Annotated in this window: 19 protein-coding genes; 11 read left to right on the top strand and 8 right to left on the bottom strand. The window is 64.1% G+C overall.

Features of this window, described 5'->3' with window-relative positions:
- Window positions 1–178 precede the first annotated feature (178 nt).
- The 6 genes from NH448_RS03885 to NH448_RS03860 form a co-directional block, all read right to left on the bottom strand.
- Entirely contained in the window at window positions 179–1366 is a 1188-nt protein-coding gene (locus tag NH448_RS03885; RefSeq protein WP_045991728.1) for a CoA transferase, read from the bottom strand.
- A 25-nt stretch (window positions 1367–1391) separates the two neighbouring features.
- On the bottom strand, window positions 1392–2186 hold the full coding sequence (locus NH448_RS03880; RefSeq protein WP_045991727.1) for an enoyl-CoA hydratase: 795 nt from the start codon (window positions 2184–2186) through the stop codon (window positions 1392–1394).
- 28 nt (window positions 2187–2214) lie between these two features.
- On the bottom strand, window positions 2215–3501 hold the full coding sequence (locus tag NH448_RS03875) for a TRAP transporter large permease (protein ID WP_045991726.1): 1287 nt from the start codon (window positions 3499–3501) through the stop codon (window positions 2215–2217).
- A 13-nt stretch (window positions 3502–3514) separates the two neighbouring features.
- On the bottom strand, window positions 3515–4081 hold the full coding sequence (locus tag NH448_RS03870; RefSeq protein WP_071211091.1) for a TRAP transporter small permease subunit: 567 nt from the start codon (window positions 4079–4081) through the stop codon (window positions 3515–3517).
- 62 nt (window positions 4082–4143) lie between these two features.
- Window positions 4144–5118, bottom strand: coding sequence for a TRAP transporter substrate-binding protein (locus NH448_RS03865; RefSeq protein ID WP_045991725.1), 975 nt, complete (start codon window positions 5116–5118; stop codon window positions 4144–4146).
- 436 nt (window positions 5119–5554) lie between these two features.
- A complete protein-coding gene (locus tag NH448_RS03860; protein WP_045991724.1) occupies window positions 5555–6031 on the bottom strand; it encodes a heme-binding protein in 477 nt (158 codons plus the stop codon).
- Window positions 6032–6265: 234 nt separating this feature from the next.
- On the opposite strand from NH448_RS03860, the gene NH448_RS03855 reads away from it, so the two are divergent.
- Window positions 6266–6925 carry a GntR family transcriptional regulator gene (locus NH448_RS03855; RefSeq protein ID WP_045991723.1) on the top strand — a complete coding sequence of 220 codons (660 nt, stop codon included), beginning with the start codon at window positions 6266–6268 and terminating at the stop codon, window positions 6923–6925.
- Between the two features lie 46 nt (window positions 6926–6971).
- Here NH448_RS03855 and glcC read toward each other — a convergent pair whose 3' ends face one another.
- Complete coding sequence (gene glcC, locus NH448_RS03850; protein ID WP_045991722.1) at window positions 6972–7745, bottom strand: transcriptional regulator GlcC; 774 nt, start codon at window positions 7743–7745, stop codon at window positions 6972–6974.
- Between the two features lie 186 nt (window positions 7746–7931).
- On the opposite strand from glcC, the gene glcD reads away from it, so the two are divergent.
- The 10 genes from glcD to NH448_RS03800 all read left to right on the top strand — a co-directional run bounded on the left by glcD (window position 7932) and on the right by NH448_RS03800 (window position 18745).
- Window positions 7932–9431 (top strand): glycolate oxidase subunit GlcD, encoded by a 1500-nt coding sequence (gene glcD, locus NH448_RS03845; RefSeq protein WP_045991721.1) that lies wholly within the window; start codon window positions 7932–7934, stop codon window positions 9429–9431.
- A gap of 393 nt (window positions 9432–9824) precedes the next feature.
- Window positions 9825–10910, top strand: a complete 1086-nt coding sequence (glcE, locus tag NH448_RS03840; RefSeq protein WP_045991720.1) for a glycolate oxidase subunit GlcE — start codon at window positions 9825–9827, stop codon at window positions 10908–10910.
- 128 nt (window positions 10911–11038) lie between these two features.
- Window positions 11039–12271 carry a glycolate oxidase subunit GlcF gene (gene glcF, locus NH448_RS03835; protein WP_045991719.1) on the top strand — a complete coding sequence of 411 codons (1233 nt, stop codon included), beginning with the start codon at window positions 11039–11041 and terminating at the stop codon, window positions 12269–12271.
- A gap of 249 nt (window positions 12272–12520) precedes the next feature.
- On the top strand, window positions 12521–12922 hold the full coding sequence (locus NH448_RS03830) for a heme-binding protein (RefSeq protein ID WP_045991718.1): 402 nt from the start codon (window positions 12521–12523) through the stop codon (window positions 12920–12922).
- 141 nt (window positions 12923–13063) lie between these two features.
- Window positions 13064–13960, top strand: a complete 897-nt coding sequence (locus NH448_RS03825; protein ID WP_045991717.1) for a DMT family transporter — start codon at window positions 13064–13066, stop codon at window positions 13958–13960.
- Between the two features lie 182 nt (window positions 13961–14142).
- Entirely contained in the window at window positions 14143–14457 is a 315-nt protein-coding gene (locus NH448_RS03820) for a hypothetical protein (protein ID WP_045991716.1), read from the top strand.
- Between the two features lie 534 nt (window positions 14458–14991).
- Window positions 14992–15342 carry a hypothetical protein gene (locus NH448_RS03815; RefSeq protein WP_045991714.1) on the top strand — a complete coding sequence of 117 codons (351 nt, stop codon included), beginning with the start codon at window positions 14992–14994 and terminating at the stop codon, window positions 15340–15342.
- A gap of 276 nt (window positions 15343–15618) precedes the next feature.
- Window positions 15619–17193, top strand: coding sequence for a bifunctional GNAT family N-acetyltransferase/carbon-nitrogen hydrolase family protein (locus NH448_RS03810; protein ID WP_045991713.1), 1575 nt, complete (start codon window positions 15619–15621; stop codon window positions 17191–17193).
- Between the two features lie 2 nt (window positions 17194–17195).
- On the top strand, window positions 17196–18041 hold the full coding sequence (locus NH448_RS03805; RefSeq protein ID WP_083970243.1) for a M90 family metallopeptidase: 846 nt from the start codon (window positions 17196–17198) through the stop codon (window positions 18039–18041).
- Window positions 18038–18745, top strand: coding sequence for a TVP38/TMEM64 family protein (locus NH448_RS03800; protein ID WP_045991712.1), 708 nt, complete (start codon window positions 18038–18040; stop codon window positions 18743–18745). Before NH448_RS03805 ends, NH448_RS03800 begins: the two co-directional genes overlap by 4 nt.
- A 16-nt stretch (window positions 18746–18761) precedes the next feature.
- Here the strand turns inward: NH448_RS03800 and NH448_RS03795 are convergent, their stop codons facing one another.
- A complete protein-coding gene (locus NH448_RS03795) occupies window positions 18762–19838 on the bottom strand; it encodes a sensor domain-containing diguanylate cyclase (protein ID WP_083970241.1) in 1077 nt (358 codons plus the stop codon).
- Window positions 19839–19962: the final 124 nt, after the last annotated feature.

The following is a 19962-nucleotide window of genomic DNA, read 5'->3' as shown; positions in this document are numbered from 1 at the left end:
GTAAGGCCTCCTGGCCAGACGTCGCACTGGGCGACGCCTGGGTAGCTGTTCGGGCGCCAAGCGCTGCCACGCCCCTCTTGTAATAATCTGTAATAATGAATGCAATTTTTATGGTGACACCGCCCCACCGATTCGGCGACATGCCAGACGCTAGCTGCCGATCACGGTGGTGCCGGTGTCAGCGCACGGCACCCTGCTGACGCAGCGCGTCGATCTCGTCCGCTGCCAGCCCGATCTCCCCAAGCACCTCGTCGGTGTGCTGGGCGAACAGCGGCGCCGGCTGGCGAATCGCCAACGGGGTCGCCGAGAACTTGCTGGGAAAGCCCAGGGTCTTCATCCGCCCCATGGTCGGATGATCGACCTCCAGCACCATCTCGCGGGCCAGGTAGTGTTCGTCATGCATGGCCTGGTCGAAGTCGTTGATCGGCCCTGCCGGCACCCCGGCGGCGTCACAGCGATCGAGCCAGTAGGCGCGATCCTGTTGCCCGAGGATGTCCTCGAGGATGGCTTCCAGCGCCTCGACGTTAGCCCCGCGGTCGAGGTTGGTCTTGAAGCGCTCGTCGACCATCAGCTCGGGGCGCTCGATGACGTCCTCGCAGAAGCGCTCCCAGGTACGCTGGTTGGCGCAGCCGAGCATCATGTAACCGTCGCGTACCCGCATCGCCTGGTAGGGCGCGGACACCCGATGGCGCCAGCCGGTGGCCTCGGGCACTCGGCCTTCGGAGAAGTAGGCACCCGCCTCCCAGGTGAACCAGGGCAGGCCACACTCGGCGATGGCGATGTCCAGGTGCTGGCCTTCGCCACTACGCTGACGGTGGATATAGGCCGCCAGGATCGAGTAGATGGCGGTCAGCCCGGCGCCGATATCGTAGACGGCGACCCCGGTCTTGAGCGGACGCCGGCCCGGTTCGCCGGTCATCGACATCAGCCCGCTCATGCCCTGGGCCACCAGGTCGAAGCCGCCCTTGTGACGCGACGGACCGGTCTGGCCGTAGCCCGAGATCGAGCAGTAGATCAGCCCCGGGTTGATCGCCTTGAGGCTGTCGTAGTCGATCTTCAGCGACTGGGTGACGCCGGGTCGATAGTTCTCGACCACCACGTCGGCTTCCTTGGCGAGGCGATAGAACACCTCGCGGCCCTTCTCTTCTTTCAGGTTGAGCGAAATGCTCTTCTTGTTGCGGTTGATCTGGGCGAAACAGGTCGATTCATCCTCGACGTAGGGGCCCATCTGGCGGCTGTCGTCGCCGCCGTTGGCCTTCTCGACCTTGATCACCTCGGCGCCCATGTCTCCCAGCACCATGGTGCAGTAGGGGCCGGCCATGATCTGCGAAACGTCGAGTACCTTGATCCCATCGAGTGGCAGCATTGTGGTTCTCCTTGCCTCAGGGCCTTTACTGACCCTGCCAGCGGAAGGGTGTCTTGTTGACGAACTTGTCCACCGCGGCCTTGAAGTCGCGGCTGGTGTAGCAGGTGGCGATCCAGTCGTCGCTGGCGTCGAAGGCCGGGCGGCGCTGTTCGATGACCCGCTGGATCACCTCCTTGGCCGCCCGCACGGTCAAGGGGGCACGCTCCTTGAACGCCTGCGCCCGCTCGACCACCGTCGCCTCGATGGCCTCGGCGTCGACGATCTCGCCGACCAGCCCCAGGGCCAGGGCCTCCTCGGCACGTACCAGTTCGCCCGCCATCAGTACCTGCTTGGCCCGGGCGATACCGGCGTGCTCGACCAGCCGCGAGACGTTGGTGATCGACAGGCAGTTGCCCAACGTCCTGGCGATGGGGATACCGAACTTGAGACTCGGTGTCGCCAGGCGGAAGTCACAGGCCAGAGCGATGGCCGCGCCACCGCCGACACAGAAGCCTTCCAGCAGCGCCAGCGTCGGCAGCGGCAGGGTCTCCACCCGCCCGACCACCCGGTCGATGCGACGCTCGTAGGCGATGGCGTCTTCGCCCTTGTCGAAGGCAGCGAACTGCTTGATGTCAGTGCCGGCGACGAAGGCTTCTCCGCCGGCGCCACGCATGACTACCGCCACTAGCTCCGGGTCGTTCTCGATGGTCTCGCAGTGGGCCTCGAGCTGGTCGTACATCTGCCAGGTCATGGCGTTGCGGCTTGCGGTGCGATCGAAGGTCAGCCAGGCGACGCCATCTTCGCTGTGGTAGTGCACCTGGCCCTGATCGTTGTCGCTCATGTCGTTGTTCTCCTTGTGGTGGTCGCGATCACACGCCGTAGATCAGGTTGACCAGCGCCAGGGCTACGGCGGGCACGTAGGTGTTGATCAGCAGGATCACGAACAGCACCGCCAGGAACCACAGATTGGTGCGCGTGGTGGCCCAGATGTCGGCCTTGGCGATGGAGCAGGAAGCGATCAGTACGCTGGCGACCGGCGGGGTCTGCTGGCCGATGGCCAGGTTCAGCGTCACGATCAGACCGAAGTGCAGCGGATCGATGCCCACCGCGGTCACCAGCGGCAGCACGATGGGCACCACCAGGATGATCGCCGCCGCCGAGTGCAGGAAGATGCCCAGCACCAGGAAGATGACGTTCAGAAGCGCCAGTACCACGTACTTGTTGTCGGTCATCTCGGCGATCGAGTTGGCCAGCTGCTGGGGAATCTGGGTCTCGGTCAGATACAGACCGACCACCGCAGAGGAAGCCACCAGCAGCATCACCACCGCCGTCTGCACGCCAGCATCGAGACAGGCCTTGTAGAAGATCTTGAGGCTGAACTCGCGATAGATCACCGCGCTGATGAAGATCGCCACGACCACCGCCAGCGCCGCGCCCTCGGTGGCGGTGACGATGCCGCCGAAGATGCCGCCGAGGATGATCACCGGAATCAGCAGCGCCCAGATGGCGCCCTTGAAGGCCTCCCACAGACGCGAGGCCTGGAAGCTCTGCTCCGCCGGCAGGTTGTGACGACGCGCCAGGAAGTAGCACATGGCCGCCAGCCCCAGGGCGCCGAGCAGCCCAGGGAAGATGCCGGCGACGAACATCTTGACCACCGATTCGCCGGACATGACCGCGTAGAGGATCATCGGGATCGACGGCGGCAGGATGATCGCCAGGCTCGCCGCCGAGGACGAGATGGCTGCGGCGAACTCCTTAGAGTAGCCCTTCTTGCGCATGGCCGGAATCAGGATCGAGCCGATCGCCGAGACACCTGCGACGGCGGAGCCAGAGATCTCGGCAAAGAAGATCGAGGCGCCGATGGTCACCATGGCGAGACCGCCCTTGATGAAGCCGACCATGGCCGAGGCCAGATCGATCAGACGGCGCGAGATGCTCGAGGCGTTCATGATGGCGCCGGCCAGGATGAACAGCGGTATCGCGATCAGCGGGAACTTGGTAGCACCGTCGAACATCACCATGCCGACATTGGGCAGGGCCAGGGTGCCGTAGCTGGCCACGGTGGCCAGGGCGCCGACGAGGCCGAGGGCGATGGCCACCGGCACGTTGATCAGTATCAGCCCGATCAGGCCGAAGAACATGGAAGCAATGATCATGGGGTTCTCCTCGTCAGCTGGCGCGCTGCGGACCGGTGGGTGAATCGTCGGTACGCACGTCGTCGGCCAGCACACCGGCCTCTTCGAGCTCGTGATCGACGAAGCCGGCTCCCTTGGCCGCCCGGATGACCTCGGGGAGCCTGAGCAGCTGGGCGAGAATGAACATCGCGGCACCGATCGGAATCACCGACTGGGTGAACTGCACCGAGATGCTGGGCAGGCTCACCAGGGTGGAGCCTTCAAGAATCTGCACCACCTGAAAACCGGTGACGCCGAGCAGCACGAAGAAGCCGATGGTGATCGCCTCGGCGAGCAGCGCGATGGGCAGGCGAATGGACGGCGAAACCATGTTGATCACGCTGGGACAGGCGATATGGGCGCCCTTGAGGGCGGCCAGGGCGGCGCCGTAGTAGGTCAGCCAGGCCAGTCCGATCGAGGCGACCTCGTCGTACCAGCTGAAAGGAGAGCCCAACAGGCGTGACGCGAACCCGATGGTCACCACCAGGGTCAGCGCCAGCACATTGAGAAAGACGATGACCTCCAGAATCTTCTGGTAGGCCGCGGAAATGGTGGTAAGCACAGAGCATCCTCCGAAGGTGGATGCGGCCTCACCGAAAGTGGAGAGGCCGCAGTGGACAGGCGTTATTCGCGCAGTGCTTCCACCCGCGACAACAGTTCCTCACCACCTTCCACCTCGGCGGCGAACTTCTCGTAGATCCCGCGGGAACCCTCGACGAAGGCGTCGGTGTCGACCTCGTTCACCTCCATGCCTTCCTCTTCCATGGTGCTGACCAGGCTTTCGTCAAGCGAGGCGCCCTGCTCCAGTGCGAAGGCCTCGACCTCTTCGGCGGTCTCGATCAGCACCTCGCGGACGTGCTCGGGCAGGCGGGTCCAACTGGCACCTGCCAGCACATAGGCCGGGGAATAGACGTGATTGGACAGCGACAGGTAGTCCTGGACCTCCTGGAAGCGCTGGGAATAGATCTGTACCAGCGGGTTTTCCTGACCGTCCATGGCGCCGGTCTGCAGCGCGACGAAGGCCTCGGACAGCGCCATGGGCGCCGGCGATGCGCCGTAGCTCTTGAACATCTCGACCCGCCACACACCGTTGGGGGTACGCAGCTTGATGCCGTCCAGATCCTCAGGGACCACGATCGGGCGGACGTTGTTGGTGATCTGGCGGAAGCCGTTCTCCCAGATGCCGATGATGCGGTAGCGCTTGTCTTCGGCGACCGGATACAGGACATCGCGCAGTACCTCGTCGCGGACTCGGGCGAGGTGCTCCCGGTCCTCGATCAGGTAGGGCATCTCGAACAGCGAGAATTCCGGCGCCACGCTGCTCATGATCGAGGACGGCAGCGACAGATCGATGGTGCCGAGCTTGAGCTTGTTGAGCATCTGCTCGTCGGAACCCAGCTGGCTGGAGCCATAGGTCACCACCTCGGCCTCGCCTTCCAGGCGCTCGTTGGCCAGACGGGCGAACTCGTTGGCGGTCTTCTCGAACAGCGATCCCGGGCCACCGACGTGGCCGAACTTGATCTGCACCTCGTCGGCCTGAGCGGCACCGACGCCAAGCGCCAGTACGGATGCGGCCAGTACGGTCTTCAGCAGTTTCATAACCCTCACTCCGATTGTTGTTGTCCATCGTGGTCTGGCGGTGGGCGCCGACTGGCACCCTGGAGGAAGCCTCAACGGGAGCTGGCGTGCTCTTCACGTAACGGTTCCGTCAGTCGCGGATTCCGTCACTTGAGCTTTCCGTTTCCAGGGCGTTCAGGGCCTGGGGACAGGAGTCGCTTCCCGCTGGGTCAGGGTCAATATGGATACATAATTCAAAATTAGGTATTATACTTTTGTCTTTCGCAAACTCGCCTTAGAGAATATTTATTTCTTAACTTTCAGTGTCTTATATCGAAACAACGAGCTATCCAAGCCACTCGCTCCCTTGCTGCATCCCTGGAGACATACACAAAAAAAGCGAGCTCGAAGGCTCGCTCTGTCGCTTGCTGGTCGGTCCAGCACCCGTCCCTTTTGCCAGACAGTTGCCAGACCGAAATCAGGGATCTGAGACCGTCTCGGGCTCCAGCCCGGCTTGCCAGCCTGCCGCCTCGATGCCAGCGATGGCGGCGGCCTGATCGTCGGCCGAAGAGGCGCCACTGATACCGACCGCCCCCAGAATGCGCTGGTCGTCATCGAGGATCAGCACGCCCCCCGCCACCGGCACGAAGCGGCCCCCGGAGGCCTCGGCCACCGCCGCCAGGAAGGCGGGACGCTCGCGGTTACGCTCGCCGGTGGTACCACTGGATACCCCGATACCCAGCGCCGCGTAGGCCTTGCCGTTGGCCACCGGCCAGCGCAGCGGGCTGCAGCCGTCTTCACGCTCGGCCGCCACCGGATTGCCGCCGGCGTCCAGCACCACCGCGGTCAGAGGAGGCAGTTCGCCCTTGCGGGCAAAGGCGAAGGCGGCGTCGAGCAATTGCCGCGCCGACTGACGCGACAATTGTACCTGTGCAAGAAATACGTTTCCGGCCATAGCAACTCCAGCGCAAGATATGAGAGAAGACAGAAAAGGCAGGCAGCAAGACAGCGGCCGGAATCCGATCGATGCCATTCGGCCCCACCCTCCGCTGCCTCACAGGGTTACCCGAGTGCCTGGCCAAATACGCTCGCCAACACTCGCATAATTTGAATAATGAATTCATAATACGGAAAAGTTGAACCGTCAAGCGTTCGACCGTCAAACGATGATGAGCCCGGGAAATCCGCTATGGAAAAGATTCAGCCGCGTAGCCTGTACCTGGAAGTGGCCGACAGGATCCGCGACCTGATCGAGCAAGGCAGCCTGCTGCCCGGCGAGAAGATCGCCGAAAAGGCCCTGTGTGAAACCTTCGGTGTGTCACGCACCCCGCTCAGAGAAGCCCTCAAGGTGCTGACCTCGGAAGGGCTGGTCGAGAACCTGCCCAACCGAGGTTCCCGCGTGGTGCGCCTGACCCGGCGTGGGGTCAAGAATACCTACGACGTCATGGGCGCCCTGGAAGGCCTGTCCGGTGAGCTGGCCTGTCAGCACCTGACAGATACCGACGTCGAGGAGATCCGTCGTCTGCATCAGCTGATGCTGGGCCATTACCAGCGCCAGGAGCTGGCCCCCTACTTCGAGGTCAACCAGCAGATCCACGAGTGCATCCTGGCCGCGTCGAACAACGACGTGCTGATCGAGATGTACAACAACCTGAGCCAACGGGTGAAGCGCATTCGCTACAGCGTCGAGATGGGCTCGGCCAACTGGGCCAAGGCCGTCGACGATCACGAGGCCATGCTGGAGGCGATCGAGGCCCGCGATGGCAAGCGCCTGGGCGACATCCTGCGCGCGCACCTCGGCCACAAGCTCGAGGTAGCCGCCGTCAGCGGCATCATCGACGAGGAATAGCAGGTCCCGGGACGGCGCGCAGAAGTCTCTGCCGTCGTCCCGGCACTTACCACTCCTCCAGGCGCATGGCCGAGCGCTCCAGACGCTGATCCTCGGCCTCGATCTCGCGCAGCATGTCACCGATGGTGGACAGGTGCTCCAGCGCCACCCGCCGCGCCAGTTGTGGCTTGCCCTCTACCACGGCTCGGTGCAGGCGGGCGTGCTGGCGGTTGATCATGTCCCTGGCGTCAGGGCGATGATAGAGGTGCTTGACCGAGGCGAACACCGAGCTCAGCAGCAGATCGGTCAGGCTCTGCAGCGTATGCGCCAGCACCGGGTTATGCGACGCCTGGCAGATCGCCAGGTGGAAGGCGTGATCGAGTCGCGCCAGACGCTCCACCTCGAGGGGGTCCGCCTTGTCCACGTAGTCCGCCATCTCGCGGTAGCGCCGGGTGATCAACACCCTGTCCGAGGCGGTGCCTCGGCTCGCGGCCAGGCTCGCCGACTCCCCTTCCAGCAGCGCACGCACCTCGAGCAGGTCGTACAGGGTGCGCGGGTGCTCGCGAAACAGGTGCATCAAGGGCGTGGCATGGGGCGCCTCCACCAGTGGCGCCACCTCGGAGCCACGCCCCTGGCGAGTCACGATCACGCCTTTGCTTCGCAGGCTGCCAAGCGCCTCGCGCAGCGAGGAACGCCCCACCCCCAGCCGCTCGCACAGCCGCCGTTCCGAGGGCAACAGCTGGCCTGGGCGAAAGACACCGTCAAGGATCAGCGTCTCCAGCTTCGAGGCGATGGCCTGGGAGGTGCTGCTCGGTGCCAGTCGTTCTTCGTTGTCCCACATGTCCTGCCTCCCGCAGCGTGCGTGGTTCGTCGTCCGTATTGATGCCCTGAACCGAGCACATCTGCCAATAACTGGTCAGACCAGCAAACCAAAATCTGGACACCGAGGTCAAGACAACGCAGATTGTAGTGCAGACAATAACCATCATTAGCCGCACGACCGTGCTAGCTCAACCGAGGAAGCGTCATGAACATCCTCTATGACGAACGCCTGGACGGCGCCTTGCCACGCCGCGACAAGAACGAGGTGCTCGCCGAACTCACCCGCGTGGTCCCCGACCTCACCCTGCTGCACCGCCAGGAAGACCTGCGCCCCTTCGAATGCGACGGCCTGTCGGCCTACCGCGTACTGCCCATGCTGGTGGCCCTGCCAGAGCGCCTGGACCAGGTCGAGGCGCTGCTCAAGCAGTGTCGTGAACTCGGCGTGCCGGTGGTGACCCGCGGCGCTGGCACCGGACTTTCCGGTGGGGCCCTGCCGCTGGAACAAGGCGTGCTGCTGGTCATGTCGCGCTTCAATCGGATTATCGACATCGACGCCGACGCCCGCATCGCCCGGGTCCAGCCAGGGGTGCGCAACCTGGCCATTTCCGAGGCGGCGTCGCCCTACGGGCTCTACTATGCACCGGACCCCTCCTCCCAGATCGCCTGCTCGATCGGCGGCAACGTGGCCGAGAACGCCGGCGGCGTGCACTGCCTCAAGTACGGCCTCACCGTACACAACGTGCTGAGGCTCGAGGTGATGACCATCGAGGGCGAGCGCATGGCCATCGGTTCCGAGGCGCTCGACAGCCCCGGTTTCGACCTGCTGGCGCTGATGATGGGCTCCGAGGGCATGCTCGGCGTGGTCACCGAGATCACCGTCAAGCTGCTGCCAAAGCCCGAGACCGCCAAGGTGCTGATGGCCAGTTTCGATGACGTGGAAAAGGCCGGCGCCGCGGTCGGTGACATCATCGCCGCCGGTATCATCCCCGGGGGCCTCGAGATGATGGACAACCTGGCCATCCGCGCCGCCGAAGACTTCATCCGAGCCGGCTACCCGGTGGACGCCGAGGCGATCCTGCTGTGCGAGCTCGACGGCGTCGAGGCCGACGTGGACGACGATATCGAAACCGTGCGTGAGGTGCTGGCCAAGGCTGGCGCCAGCGACGTTCAGCTCGCCCGCGACGAGGCCGAACGCGCCAAGTTCTGGGCCGGTCGCAAGAACGCCTTCCCTGCGGTCGGCCGCATGTCGCCGGACTACTACTGCATGGACGGCACCATTCCTCGCCGCGAGCTGCCGAGGGTGCTCAAGGGCATCAGCGATCTGTCAGAGCAGTACGGGCTCAAGGTGGCCAACGTCTTCCACGCCGGCGACGGCAACATGCACCCCTTGATCCTGTTCGATGCCAACCGCGAAGGGGAACTCGAAACCGCCGAGGCACTGGGCGGCAAGATTCTCGAGCTATGCGTGGAAGCCGGCGGTTCGATCACCGGTGAACACGGCGTCGGCCGTGAGAAGATCAACCAGATGTGTGCCCAGTTCGACAGCCTGGAGATCACCGCCTTCCACGCGGTCAAGGCCGCCTTCGACCCGGAGGGACTGCTCAACCCAGGCAAGAACATCCCGACGTTGGCCCGGTGCGCCGAGTTCGGCGCGATGCACGTGCACAACAACGAGCTGCCGCACCCGGAACTGCCAAGGTTCTAGCCATGACAGCCACGAGAGCGTCCCGACGCTGGCGCGCTGCGCGCGATCAAGGTTCAGTGCGATGCACGTGCACAACAACGAACTGCCGCACCCGGAACTGCCGAGGTTCTAGCCATGACAGCCACGAGAGCGTCCCGACGCTGGCGCGCTGCGCGCGATCAAGGTTCAGTGCCATGCATGGTGCACAACAACGAGCTGCCGCACCCGGAACTGCCAAGGTTCTAGCCGGAGCCGCCACGCTTCCAGGCGCCGCAGGAAAGGGGCACGGTTCAGACAGGAAGGCGGCAAGCCTCGTCTCCTGCCATCGACCGTGACGCCCTTGCAGCGCTGCCGTGCTCCGTGTGTCGCGCCTTGTCGACGTTTGTCCCTCTTTGTCGGAATTCAGGTACCACCATGTCCAACAATGACGTTTCCCCTTCCGCCTTCGACGGCCTCGCGGCTCTGTCCGAAGCGATCCAGTCGGCAAGCGCCGAACGTCCGCTTCGCATCGTCGGCGGCAACACCAAGGCCTTCTATGGCCGCCCGGTGGAAGGTACGCCGGTATCCACCCGCGAACACCGCGGTATCACCAGCTACGATCCAGTCGAGCTTATCGTCTCGGTGCGTGCCGGCACCCTTCTCTCCGAACTCGAGGAGGCGCTGGCCGACCAGGGCCAGATGCTGCCCTTCGAACCCCCACACTTTGGTGCCGAGGCCACCGTCGGCGGCACCATCGCCGCCGGACTGTCCGGGCCCCGCCGCCCCTGGGCCGGCTCGGTGCGGGACTTCGTGCTGGGCCTGCGGGTACTCGATCACCAGGGGCGTGAACAGCGCTTCGGCGGCGAAGTCATGAAGAACGTGGCAGGTTACGACCTGTCACGCTTGATGGTCGGCGCCCAGGGCACCCTGGGACTGATCACCGAAGTCACCCTCAAGGTGCTGCCGCTACCCACCGCCAGCGCCAGCCTGCGTCTGGAAATGTCCCAGTCAGAGGCTCTGAGTCGTCTGGCCGAATGGGGACGCAAGCCGCTCCCCTTAAGCGCAGCAGCCTGGCACAGTGGTGCCCTGCATCTGCGTCTCGAAGGCGGTACAAGCTCGGTGGCCGCCACCCGCGAGGCGATCGGCGGGGACACCCTCGAGGCCGACTTCTGGCGCGAGCTCCGAGAGCTGTCGCTGCCCTTCTTCAGGGATGCCAGCACGCCGCTGTGGCGGATCAGCCTGCCGACCAACACCCCGAGCCTGGACATCGCCGGCGTCGAGCCACATCAACTGCTGCTCGACTGGGCCGGCAATCAGCGCTGGCTCAAGGGGCAGGTCGACGCCGAGTCGCTGCGCGACGCCGTCGCCCAGGCAGGTGGCCACGCCACCTGCTTCACACCGGGCGCCGCCGAGCCCTTCACGCCACTGCAGCCGGTGGTCGCCAAGTACCACGAGCGGGTGAAACGCAAGCTCGATCCCGACGGCATCTTCAATCCGCGCCGACTGTATCCGGACTGGTAGACCGGGCACTGAACGATCACAGCCGCCCGGCGAAGGCGGCATGATCGGACAGCCATCGACAGACGACCTGATCCCCCGTTTGGCCCCGGCGAAGGTCCGGGCCTCGACCATGACTAGCGGATAACAACATGCAGACCCATTTCAGCGAAAAAGACCTCGAGAAGCCGCACATTCGCGAGGCCGACAGAGTCCTGAGAAGCTGCGTCCACTGCGGCTTCTGCAATGCCACCTGCCCGACGTACCAGTTGCTTGGCGATGAGCGCGACGGTCCGCGCGGCCGCATCTACCTGATGAAGGAGATGCTCGAAAGCCCTGAAGACGACGACCAGATCACCGAGGAAACCCGTCTTCACCTCGACCGCTGCCTCACTTGTCGCAACTGCGAGACGACCTGCCCCTCAGGCGTCGAGTACCACAAGCTTCTGGATATCGGCCGCGCCGAGATCGAGCGGCGTGTGCCGCGCAGCACCTCCGACAAGGCGCTTCGCTTCGGCCTGCGCAAGGCACTGGTCGAGCCCGGCCGGTTCAAGGCCCTGCTGGCGCTGGGCCAGACCTTCAAGCCGCTGGTCCCCGGGGCGCTCAAGAGCAAGATGCCCCCGGCCCCGGTCGACGCTGGCAAGCGCCCCGACGGCAAGCGTCATCCGCGCCAGATGCTGATTCTCGAAGGCTGCGTGCAGCCTGGTCTTTCGCCCAACACCAATGCCGCCACTGCCCGCGTGCTGGACCGCCTGGGGATCGGCCTGACGCCTGCCCCCGAGGTCGGCTGCTGCGGCGCCATCGACTTTCACCTGAACGCCCAGGAAGCCGGACGCGAGCGAGCCAGACGCAACATCGACGCCTGGCTGCCTCACCTGGACGCCGGCTGCGAGGCCATCATCCAGACCGCCAGCGGCTGCGGCGCCTTCGTCAAGGAGTATGTCGAAGTGCTGGCCGACGACCCCGACTATGCCGAGAAGGCGCGCCGGGTCAGCGAGGCCGCCAAGGACCTGGTCGAGGTGCTGGGGCAGGAAGACCTGACAACCCTCGACGTACGCGCCGACCAGCGCCTGGCCTTCCATTGCCCCTGCACCCTGCAGCACGCCCAGAAGCTCAACGGCGCGGTGGAAACGGTACTGACCAGGATGGGCTTCACCCTGACGCCGGTGCGAGATGGTCACCTTTGCTGTGGCTCCGCCGGCACCTACTCGATCACCCAGCCCGAACTGTCACGCCAGTTGCGTGACAACAAGATGGACGCGCTGGAGGAAGGCAAGCCGGAGGTGGTTGTCACCGCGAACATTGGCTGCCAGACCCATCTCGCCGCCACCAACCGCACCCCGGTGCGCCACTGGATCGAAATCGTCGACGAGGCCCTTGGCTAGCATGTGATCATGGCGCAATGGACGGATGGTAACCGCGCTGACATCTTCAGGTGCCAGACCCATCTCGCCGCGACCAACCGCACCCCGGTGCGCCACTGGATCGAGATCGTCGATGAAGCGCTGGGCTAGCGCGAGAGCCACTGGATCGAGATCGTCGACGAGGCTCTGGTCAGACAGGCCCAGAGCGCCTAGACTAAAAACGAAAATATTTTCCACATTAACCACAACCCTCAATCACAAGGACTCCCCATGCCGACCAAGCCTTACCTCGACCAGTCCCAGGTCAACGCCATCCTCGACGCTGCCCAGAAGGAAGCCGAGGCCAATGGCTTCGCCGTGACCATCGTCGTCAGCGATGATGGCGGCTACCCGCTGGGCCTGCGCCGTCTCGACGGCGCTGCACCGTTCAGTGCCGACGTCGCGATGGCTAAGGCCCGCTCCGCCGCCATCGGTCGCAAGGAGACCCAGGTCTTCGAAGACATGATCAACGGCGGCCGCAACGCCTTCCTGTCGGCGCCCATGGAGGGCCTGATGTCCGGTGGCGTGCCGGTGATCATCGACGGCCAGGTGGCCGGTGCCGTTGGCATCTCCGGCGTCAAGCCGGACCAGGACATCCAGGTCGCCAAGGCCGGAGCCGCCGCTATCGGCTAAACGCCTGGGCAGGACACAGTGATACGTCACTCGAATCCTGTACAAGCCTGCTGTACAACTGGTATTGCGTTATCGACCGCCGCCTTGATAGGCGGCGGTGCCTTTTCCGCCAGACCTTCTCGATGACATGGACCCGTCCCGATGCCCCTCCTGCCCTTTCTGGCCCCCCTGGGCGCCGTCTTGATCTGGTCCGGCAACATGACCATCAACCAGCTGACCGTCGGCACCATCGCCCCCAGCAGCATCGCCTTCCTGCGCTGGTTACTGGCGGTGGCCGTGTTGACGCCCTTCGTCTGGCGCCAGAGCTGGCGCGAGCGACACGCCATCGCCACGCATTGGCCCAAGCTTGCGCTTCTGGGACTGCTGGGCATGGCCCTGTGGCAAGGATTGGCCTACGTCGCGGCGGCCTCTACCAGCGCCACCAACATGGGCATTCTGGCGGCCATGGTGCCGCTGTTGACGATTCTGCTCAGCGCCCTGGTGCTGCGTGAGCCACCTAGCTGGGGCGGCTGCCTGGGCGGCGTGATGGCTCTCGCGGGCGTGCTGTGGCTACTCGGCAGAGGTGACATCGCCGTCCTGGCCAACCTGGAAGTGGCCCCTGGCGATGCGCTGATGGTGGTGGCCGCGACCTGCTACGCCCTTTACGGGGTCATGCTCAAGCGTTGGCCGCTTGCCATATCGCCCTGGGTCATGCTCTACGTTCAAGCGGTGTTCGCCGTCCTGCTGTTGCTGCCGGCCTACCTGCTGGGCCCAATGACACCGATCGACACAAGCAACGCCGGCCTGATCCTGTACGCCGGCATCCCCGCCTCTATCATCACCACCTATCTGTGGATGTTCGCGATTCGCCACATCGGCGCCAGCCGCGCCAGCATCTTCATCAATCTGATGCCGCTGTTCAGCGCCCTGATCGCCATGCTCTGGCTCGGCGAACGGCTTGGCTGGTACCACCTCAGCGGCGGCGCTCTGGTGCTTGCCGGCGTACTGACGGCCCAGACCTTCCGTCAGCCGATCCGCCGTCACGGCGAGGCCCGCTGACTTTCGTCCCGCGGCCCCGTCACAAGGGCCGAGGACGTCAAGATGTCGCTGCAACGGCTAACCATAGTTAGACAAGAATAACGTCCGTATTTGCAAAACCACCATGCGTTGTATAGGTTTAGTATAACCGTTGAGCACAGGACACCAACGGCCTCTGCAAATCCAGCGACGAGAGGTTCCGCATGAAACACATCGTCAAGGCCGCAGCACTCATGAGCACGATGGCACTGTTCTCCAGCATGGCCATGGCCGCTCACCATGAGGAAAACGAAGCCCAGGAAAGCGGCGTCGATACCTCAAACAATGTGACCGAACAGCAAGACTCTTCCAGCATGGCCGATGACAGCGCCATGAATGCCGACAAGCCCCTCGTCGAAGACGGTGGCGTCGACTCTTCCAACAGCGCCGAGCAAGCCGACGACAGCATGTCCGAGACCCAGCCGAAGGGTGAGCTGGCAGAGGATAGCGGCGTCGACTCCGCCAACGACACCGAATAATCGCCAGGCCACGGATGGTCACAGTGGCAGGGACTCGCCACGGCATGGCGGCCAGGATGGCCGCTGGTGGTTCCAGGAAGGAACCGCAGGGCAGGACGCCCACGACTGAGCGATGGACAGGCTCGCGCCCGATATCCCCATGGACGATCTCGGGGCCCACGGAAGGGCCCAGGCCTTGACCCGAACAGCCGCGTGGCAGTCATCGCCGCGTGATAGCGGCCAGGATGGCCGCAAGAGGTTCCAGGAAGGAACCGCTGGGCAGGAAGCCCAACAGAGCCAGCGGACAGGCTCAGTGCCCGACACCGACAGGGAAGAACACAGGGCCCACGGAAGGGCTCAGGCCACCCACTCGATGGCGTCACCAGGAAGGTGACGCAATATGTCGCGAGCAGGCCTGCTCACGACCCGCCCCACATCCCGCCCCCCACCCTTCAGTCCCCCGCATGAAGCGACGGACAATGAAAGGTCGACGACGGGAATGCCGTTGGGCCGTCATCAGAGCATCATCAACAGCTACAACCCGGAGGTACTACGATGAACACCTACCAGACCACACTGCTGAAGCGCCTCGCCCTGGTCGGCTTGATCGGCCTGTTCTCCAGCGCCGCCCTGGCCGATCACCACGCCGAGGGAGACGAAGAGATGAAGCAGGAGCAAGTCATGCCTGAAGATAGCGGCGTCGACTCCTCCAACGATTCAGCGAAGGCCGAGGGCGAAGATGGCGCCATTCCCGGAGGCGAGATCGTCAAGGATGGCGGTGTCGACTCCAACCACGCGCCCAGCGACGACGCTTCCGCCAGCGACAGCCAGTCGGCGCTGGACGAGGGCGACCTGGTGGAAGACAGCGGTGTCGATTCGGCCAACGAGCCGGAAAACGACGTCTAAGCCTCCAGATTGCAGGACACCTGCGCTGCAGAGCTTGCACGCAGCATCCCAAGGCTCCGCTACGGCGGGGCCTTTGTCGTGGCAAGGCCCGCTGTTTGTTGGACGCGTTCTTTCCAGCGCTCTCTCCAGCGCTTCATGCTTCCCTTGATGTGCACTACTGCCCCCCCGAGCTTTAGATGCATAACGCTTATGCTTTTGCGCTATGCTGCACACCTCGTTCCGCCTTGCCCTGGGCGGCATGTTAGACTATGCGGTCCATTTCCGGAGGAACGCTTCATGTCCCTCGATGATCTTCAGCTCAATCTCCGTAACCTCACCTGTGACGACTACCCTCAGCTCAAGGGGCTGATGGACAAGGTCTACCACGACATCGGCGGAGCCTGGCCCAGGATCACCATCGACAGGCTGGTGGCGGAGTTTCCTGACGGCCAGATCGTCATCGAGGACGACGGCCGGGTCATCGGCGTGGCGCTTACCGCCCTGGTCGACTACGAGGAGTTCTCCAACCCGCACAAGTACGACGACCTGATCGGCAAGCGCGAGACGATCCAGAACGCCAAGGACGGCGATGCCATGTACGGCATCGACGTGCTGATCGACCCCGACTACCGCGGCTATCGCCTTGGCCGTCGCCTCTACGAGGCGCGCAAGGAGGTCTGTCGCCAGCTCAACCTCAAGGCCATCCTGGCCGGCGGACGCATCCCCGAGTATCACCGGGTGGCCGACAGCATGTCGGCGAGCGAGTACATCGACAAGGTCTCGCGCAAGGAGCTGCATGACCCGATCCTGTCGTTCCAGTTGTCCAACGACTTCCAGGTCAAGCGCCTGCTGCGCAAGTACCTGCCGGAAGACGAGAAGTCCCAGGGCTACGCGACCCTGCTCGAGTGGAACAACATCCTGTTCGAGCCGGCCGAACGCATGCTGGAAAGTCGTCCGACCCAGGTTCGAGTCGGCGCCGTGCAGTGGCAGATGCGCGAGTTCGCCTCGGTGGAGGCGGTGCTGCAGCAGGTCGAGTACTTCGTCGATGCCTTGTCCGACTACCAGAGCGACTTTGCGGTCTTCCCGGAGCTGTTCAATGCACCGCTGATGGGCCTTCAGGACCGCGCCGCCCAGCAGGACCAGATGGCGGCCATCCGCTTTCTGGCCGGCTTCACCGAGCGCTTCAAGACCGAAATGTCGCGCATGGCGGTGGCCTATAACATCAACATCATCGCCGGATCGATGATCGAGGAAGGTGACGACGGACGCCTCTACAACGTGGCCTACCTGTGCCACCGCGACGGCTCCATCGAGCGCCAGGCCAAGCTGCATATCACCCCCCAGGAGCGCCGCGACTGGGTGATCGAGGGCGGCGAGGATCTGTGCGTATTCCAGACGGATGCCGGACGCATCGGCATCCTGATCTGCTACGACGTGGAGTTCCCGGAGCTGGGCCGACTGCTCGCCGATCAGGACATGGACCTGCTGTTCGTGCCCTTCTGGACCGACACCAAGAACGGCTATCTGCGGGTTCGTCACTGCGCCCAGGCCCGAGCCATTGAGAACGAATGCTACGTGGTGCTGTGCGGTAGCGTCGGCAATGTGCCGTCCATCGAGAACCTGGACATCCAGTACGCCCAGTCATCGGTGTTCTCGCCTTCCGACTTCGCCTTCCCCCACGACGCAGTGATGGCAGAGACCACCCCCAACACCGAGATGATCATGTTCTCCGACCTGGATCTGTCGCGGTTGACCGTGGTGCGCGCCGAGGGCTCGGTGACCAACCTCAAGGACCGCCGCAAGGACCTGTTCGACCTGCGCCTACGCGACTGGTCGTGGAAGTCCGGCGCCAGGGACCAGGACGACAGCTAGTCGTGCTGTCACGACTCAAGCGCTGGCGGGCGGCCCGCTTCGATGCCCGCCACCCCTTCCCCGCCGCCACCTGGGCAGGCGCCCGAGCGCGCCTGCCCTTGCTGGCCCGCGTGCCCGAGGCTTCGGCCCAGCGCCTGGGCCAGCGTGCCTGGCGATTTCTTCACGACAAGCGTCTGAGCCTTCACCCGGACCTGGACCCTGCGGCACTGGATAGCGAGGAACGCCTGGCCCTGGCGGCCCAGGCCTGTCTGCTGACGCTGGGCTGGAGCGAGCACGAGCACCAGGAAGCCTTTGCCAACGTGCACGAAGTACTGGTGTTGCCCGACGCCTTTCGTCGCCAGGTCGAAGAGATGGACGAGGCCGGGGTGATGCACGTCTACGAGGACGAGCGCGCCGGCGAGACCTTCTACCAGGGGCCGGTGGTGATCGCCTTTCCCGATCTGGTCGAGAGCGGTGGCCTGGATGGCTTCAACGTGGTCATCCATGAATTCGCCCACAAGCTCGACATGGGCAATTCTCAGGACGTCGACGGATTTCCACCACTGCCGGTCACCATCGCCTCCAGGGAGTGGCATCGCGAGTTCACGGCGGTCTGGCAGGATCTGCAAAAGCGCCTCGAAGCAGGCGACCCCACGCCCATCGATGACTACGCCGCGAGCCATCCCGGCGAGTGCTTTGCCGTCTGCTGCGAGACCTTCTTCAGCGCCCCCGACCGTCTGATGGAGGCCTACCCGGGACTCTACGATCTGCTCTGTCGCTACTTTCAGCAGCAGCCCCTCACATGGGCGCTGACTGCCGATAACGACCATCCCGCACCCTCACCCGCCACTCAGGAATCCCCCCGATGACGAGGCGCTGGCTACTGCCGACCCTGGCCATCACCGTGCTGGCAGCGCTGGGACTGACCTGGCAGTGGCTGGCCATGCATGACCTGCTTACCGTCGACACCCTGATGAAGCTTTCCCAGGGTGGCACGGCGTGGCGCGACAGCCCCTGGGCCATCGTCGTGGTGGCTGCTGTCTATGCAGGGCTATCGCTTGTGATGTTTCCGCTGAGTCTGCTGGTGGCAGCGACCGGGCTGGTATTTGGCCCCTGGTGGGGCTTCGGCTACGCCCTGATCGGTACCCTGTCGGCCTCCTGCCTGACCTGGTGGGTCGGTCGCAAGCTTGGCCGCGATGCGCTGTTGCGCTACGGGGGAAAGCGCTTGAACGGCCTGTCACTCTACCTGTCGGGACGCGGCATCCGCACCATGACGCTGGTCAACCTGCTGCCGCTGGCCCCCTTCACCCTGACCAACATGATGGCCGGAGCCTTCCATCTGCGCTTTCGCGACTACCTGATCGGTTCCACCCTGGGCATCGCCCCGGGCCTGGCCGGGGTCACCCTGCTCGGCAGCCAGTTGGGCGAGTTGATCACCGCCGACAGTCGCAGCGAGATCTTCTATGCGCTGGGTGGCCTGGCGCTGGGTGTCGGCCTGCTGGTCGGACTCAAGCGCTGGGCCGACGGGAGAAAGGCCGATCGGGGATCATCCAGACAAGTGGAAAGCAAGTAGCACCGCCACGGCTGACCTACTGCGTCACGTGCACGAACTCGACTCGGTTTCGACCATTGGTCTTGGCCTTGTACATCGCCTGATCGGCCTGATTGACCAGGCTGTCGAGGTCAGCGCTGTCACTGTCGATCAGCAACGCACCGATACTGGCGGTGACGCGTATCACGCTATCGGCGACGGGTATCTCCAGCTCGGACAGGGCAAGGTTGAAACGCTCGAGGGCGGACATCAAGGCAGGCTTGTCGACGTCCGCCATGACCACGCAGAACTCCTCTCCCCCCATGCGGGCGATAAGGTCCGACTTGCGAAAGCTTGCGTCGAGCGCCTTGGCCACGGCGACCAGCACCCTGTCCCCGGATTCATGGCCGTAGGTATCGTTGATCGACTTGAAGTGATCGAGATCGACCAGCGCGACACCCAGCGCTCCCTTGCCGCGCTGCCAGCGCTTGGCCAGGGTGGCAAAACGGGTAGCAAAGGCGCGACGATTGCACACCCCGGTCAGGGGGTCGGTCTCGGACAGCACTTCCATCTCTTCGATCTGATGATGGATGCGTATGCTGGCGGCGACCCAGTGGGCCATGGCCTGCAGGCGCTCACGATCTTCATCGGTGAAGGCATTCGGGCTTTCGTGGGCGATGTTCATGGTGCCCACGCAGCGACTGCCGCTGATCATCGGGACATCGAGACAGCACCCTAGCCCCTTGGCACTGAGCATCTGGCAGTCGAGATCGGGACTCCCGTCAAAACGCTCGGCGTACTCCGCCTGGCGAGTGCGATAGACACGTCCGACCATGGTGCCGTAGATCGGCACAGGCTGATCCATCGGGATGGCGTTGTTACCTTCCATGGCGATCAGGGTCAGCTCGGTCTCGGACTGCGCCAGAGTGATGGAAGCGCGGTTGGCGCCAAACACCGTACTTGACCAGCGTGCCACCGTATCCAGCACGTCCTGGAGCGATTCGGCCGCGGACAGCTCATGCACGAAGCGTATCGGTAACTCGATGGTCAGATCCGCGCGCAGGGACACGGCGTCGTCATCACGCTGCGCCGACGATGATCGCTTGCTGTCCTGCCGTGTCTGTTCCAACGTCATACCCTCACCGAGCGCTGTTCGCTCTATCCAACCGAAGAAACGAAGCCTTTGGAGATTCTATCGTGCTCTCCTGGTGAAGCCGAGTCACATGAGCATAAAATGAATGAACGCACTATTCGGAAAA

It is taken from the genome of Halomonas sp. OfavH-34-E, from assembly GCF_024124525.1.
GTDB classification, from domain to species: Bacteria; Pseudomonadota; Gammaproteobacteria; order Pseudomonadales; family Halomonadaceae; genus Halomonas; species Halomonas litopenaei.
Note: the sequence above shows the minus strand (reverse complement) of the source record. Positions and strands in the feature narration are given on the sequence as shown.

Bases quoted from the DNA above. Each gene is read 5' to 3' on its own strand.
- NH448_RS03885 (WP_045991728.1), bottom strand. From the start codon at position 1,366: ATGCTGCCACTCGATGGGATCAAGGTACTCGACGTTTCGCAGATCATG.
- NH448_RS03880 (WP_045991727.1), bottom strand. From the start codon at position 2,186: ATGAGCGACAACGATCAGGGCCAGGTGCACTACCACAGCGAAGATGGC.
- NH448_RS03875 (WP_045991726.1), bottom strand. From the start codon at position 3,501: ATGATCATTGCTTCCATGTTCTTCGGCCTGATCGGGCTGATACTGATC.
- NH448_RS03865 (WP_045991725.1), bottom strand. From the start codon at position 5,118: ATGAAACTGCTGAAGACCGTACTGGCCGCATCCGTACTGGCGCTTGGC.
- NH448_RS03860 (WP_045991724.1), bottom strand. From the start codon at position 6,031: ATGGCCGGAAACGTATTTCTTGCACAGGTACAATTGTCGCGTCAGTCG.
- NH448_RS03855 (WP_045991723.1), top strand. From the start codon at position 6,266: ATGGAAAAGATTCAGCCGCGTAGCCTGTACCTGGAAGTGGCCGACAGG.
- glcC (WP_045991722.1), bottom strand. From the start codon at position 7,745: ATGTGGGACAACGAAGAACGACTGGCACCGAGCAGCACCTCCCAGGCC.
- glcD (WP_045991721.1), top strand. From the start codon at position 7,932: ATGAACATCCTCTATGACGAACGCCTGGACGGCGCCTTGCCACGCCGC.
- glcE (WP_045991720.1), top strand. From the start codon at position 9,825: ATGTCCAACAATGACGTTTCCCCTTCCGCCTTCGACGGCCTCGCGGCT.
- glcF (WP_045991719.1), top strand. From the start codon at position 11,039: ATGCAGACCCATTTCAGCGAAAAAGACCTCGAGAAGCCGCACATTCGC.
- NH448_RS03830 (WP_045991718.1), top strand. From the start codon at position 12,521: ATGCCGACCAAGCCTTACCTCGACCAGTCCCAGGTCAACGCCATCCTC.
- NH448_RS03825 (WP_045991717.1), top strand. From the start codon at position 13,064: ATGCCCCTCCTGCCCTTTCTGGCCCCCCTGGGCGCCGTCTTGATCTGG.
- NH448_RS03820 (WP_045991716.1), top strand. From the start codon at position 14,143: ATGAAACACATCGTCAAGGCCGCAGCACTCATGAGCACGATGGCACTG.
- NH448_RS03815 (WP_045991714.1), top strand. From the start codon at position 14,992: ATGAACACCTACCAGACCACACTGCTGAAGCGCCTCGCCCTGGTCGGC.
- NH448_RS03810 (WP_045991713.1), top strand. From the start codon at position 15,619: ATGTCCCTCGATGATCTTCAGCTCAATCTCCGTAACCTCACCTGTGAC.
- NH448_RS03800 (WP_045991712.1), top strand. From the start codon at position 18,038: ATGACGAGGCGCTGGCTACTGCCGACCCTGGCCATCACCGTGCTGGCA.
- NH448_RS03795 (WP_083970241.1), bottom strand. From the start codon at position 19,838: ATGACGTTGGAACAGACACGGCAGGACAGCAAGCGATCATCGTCGGCG.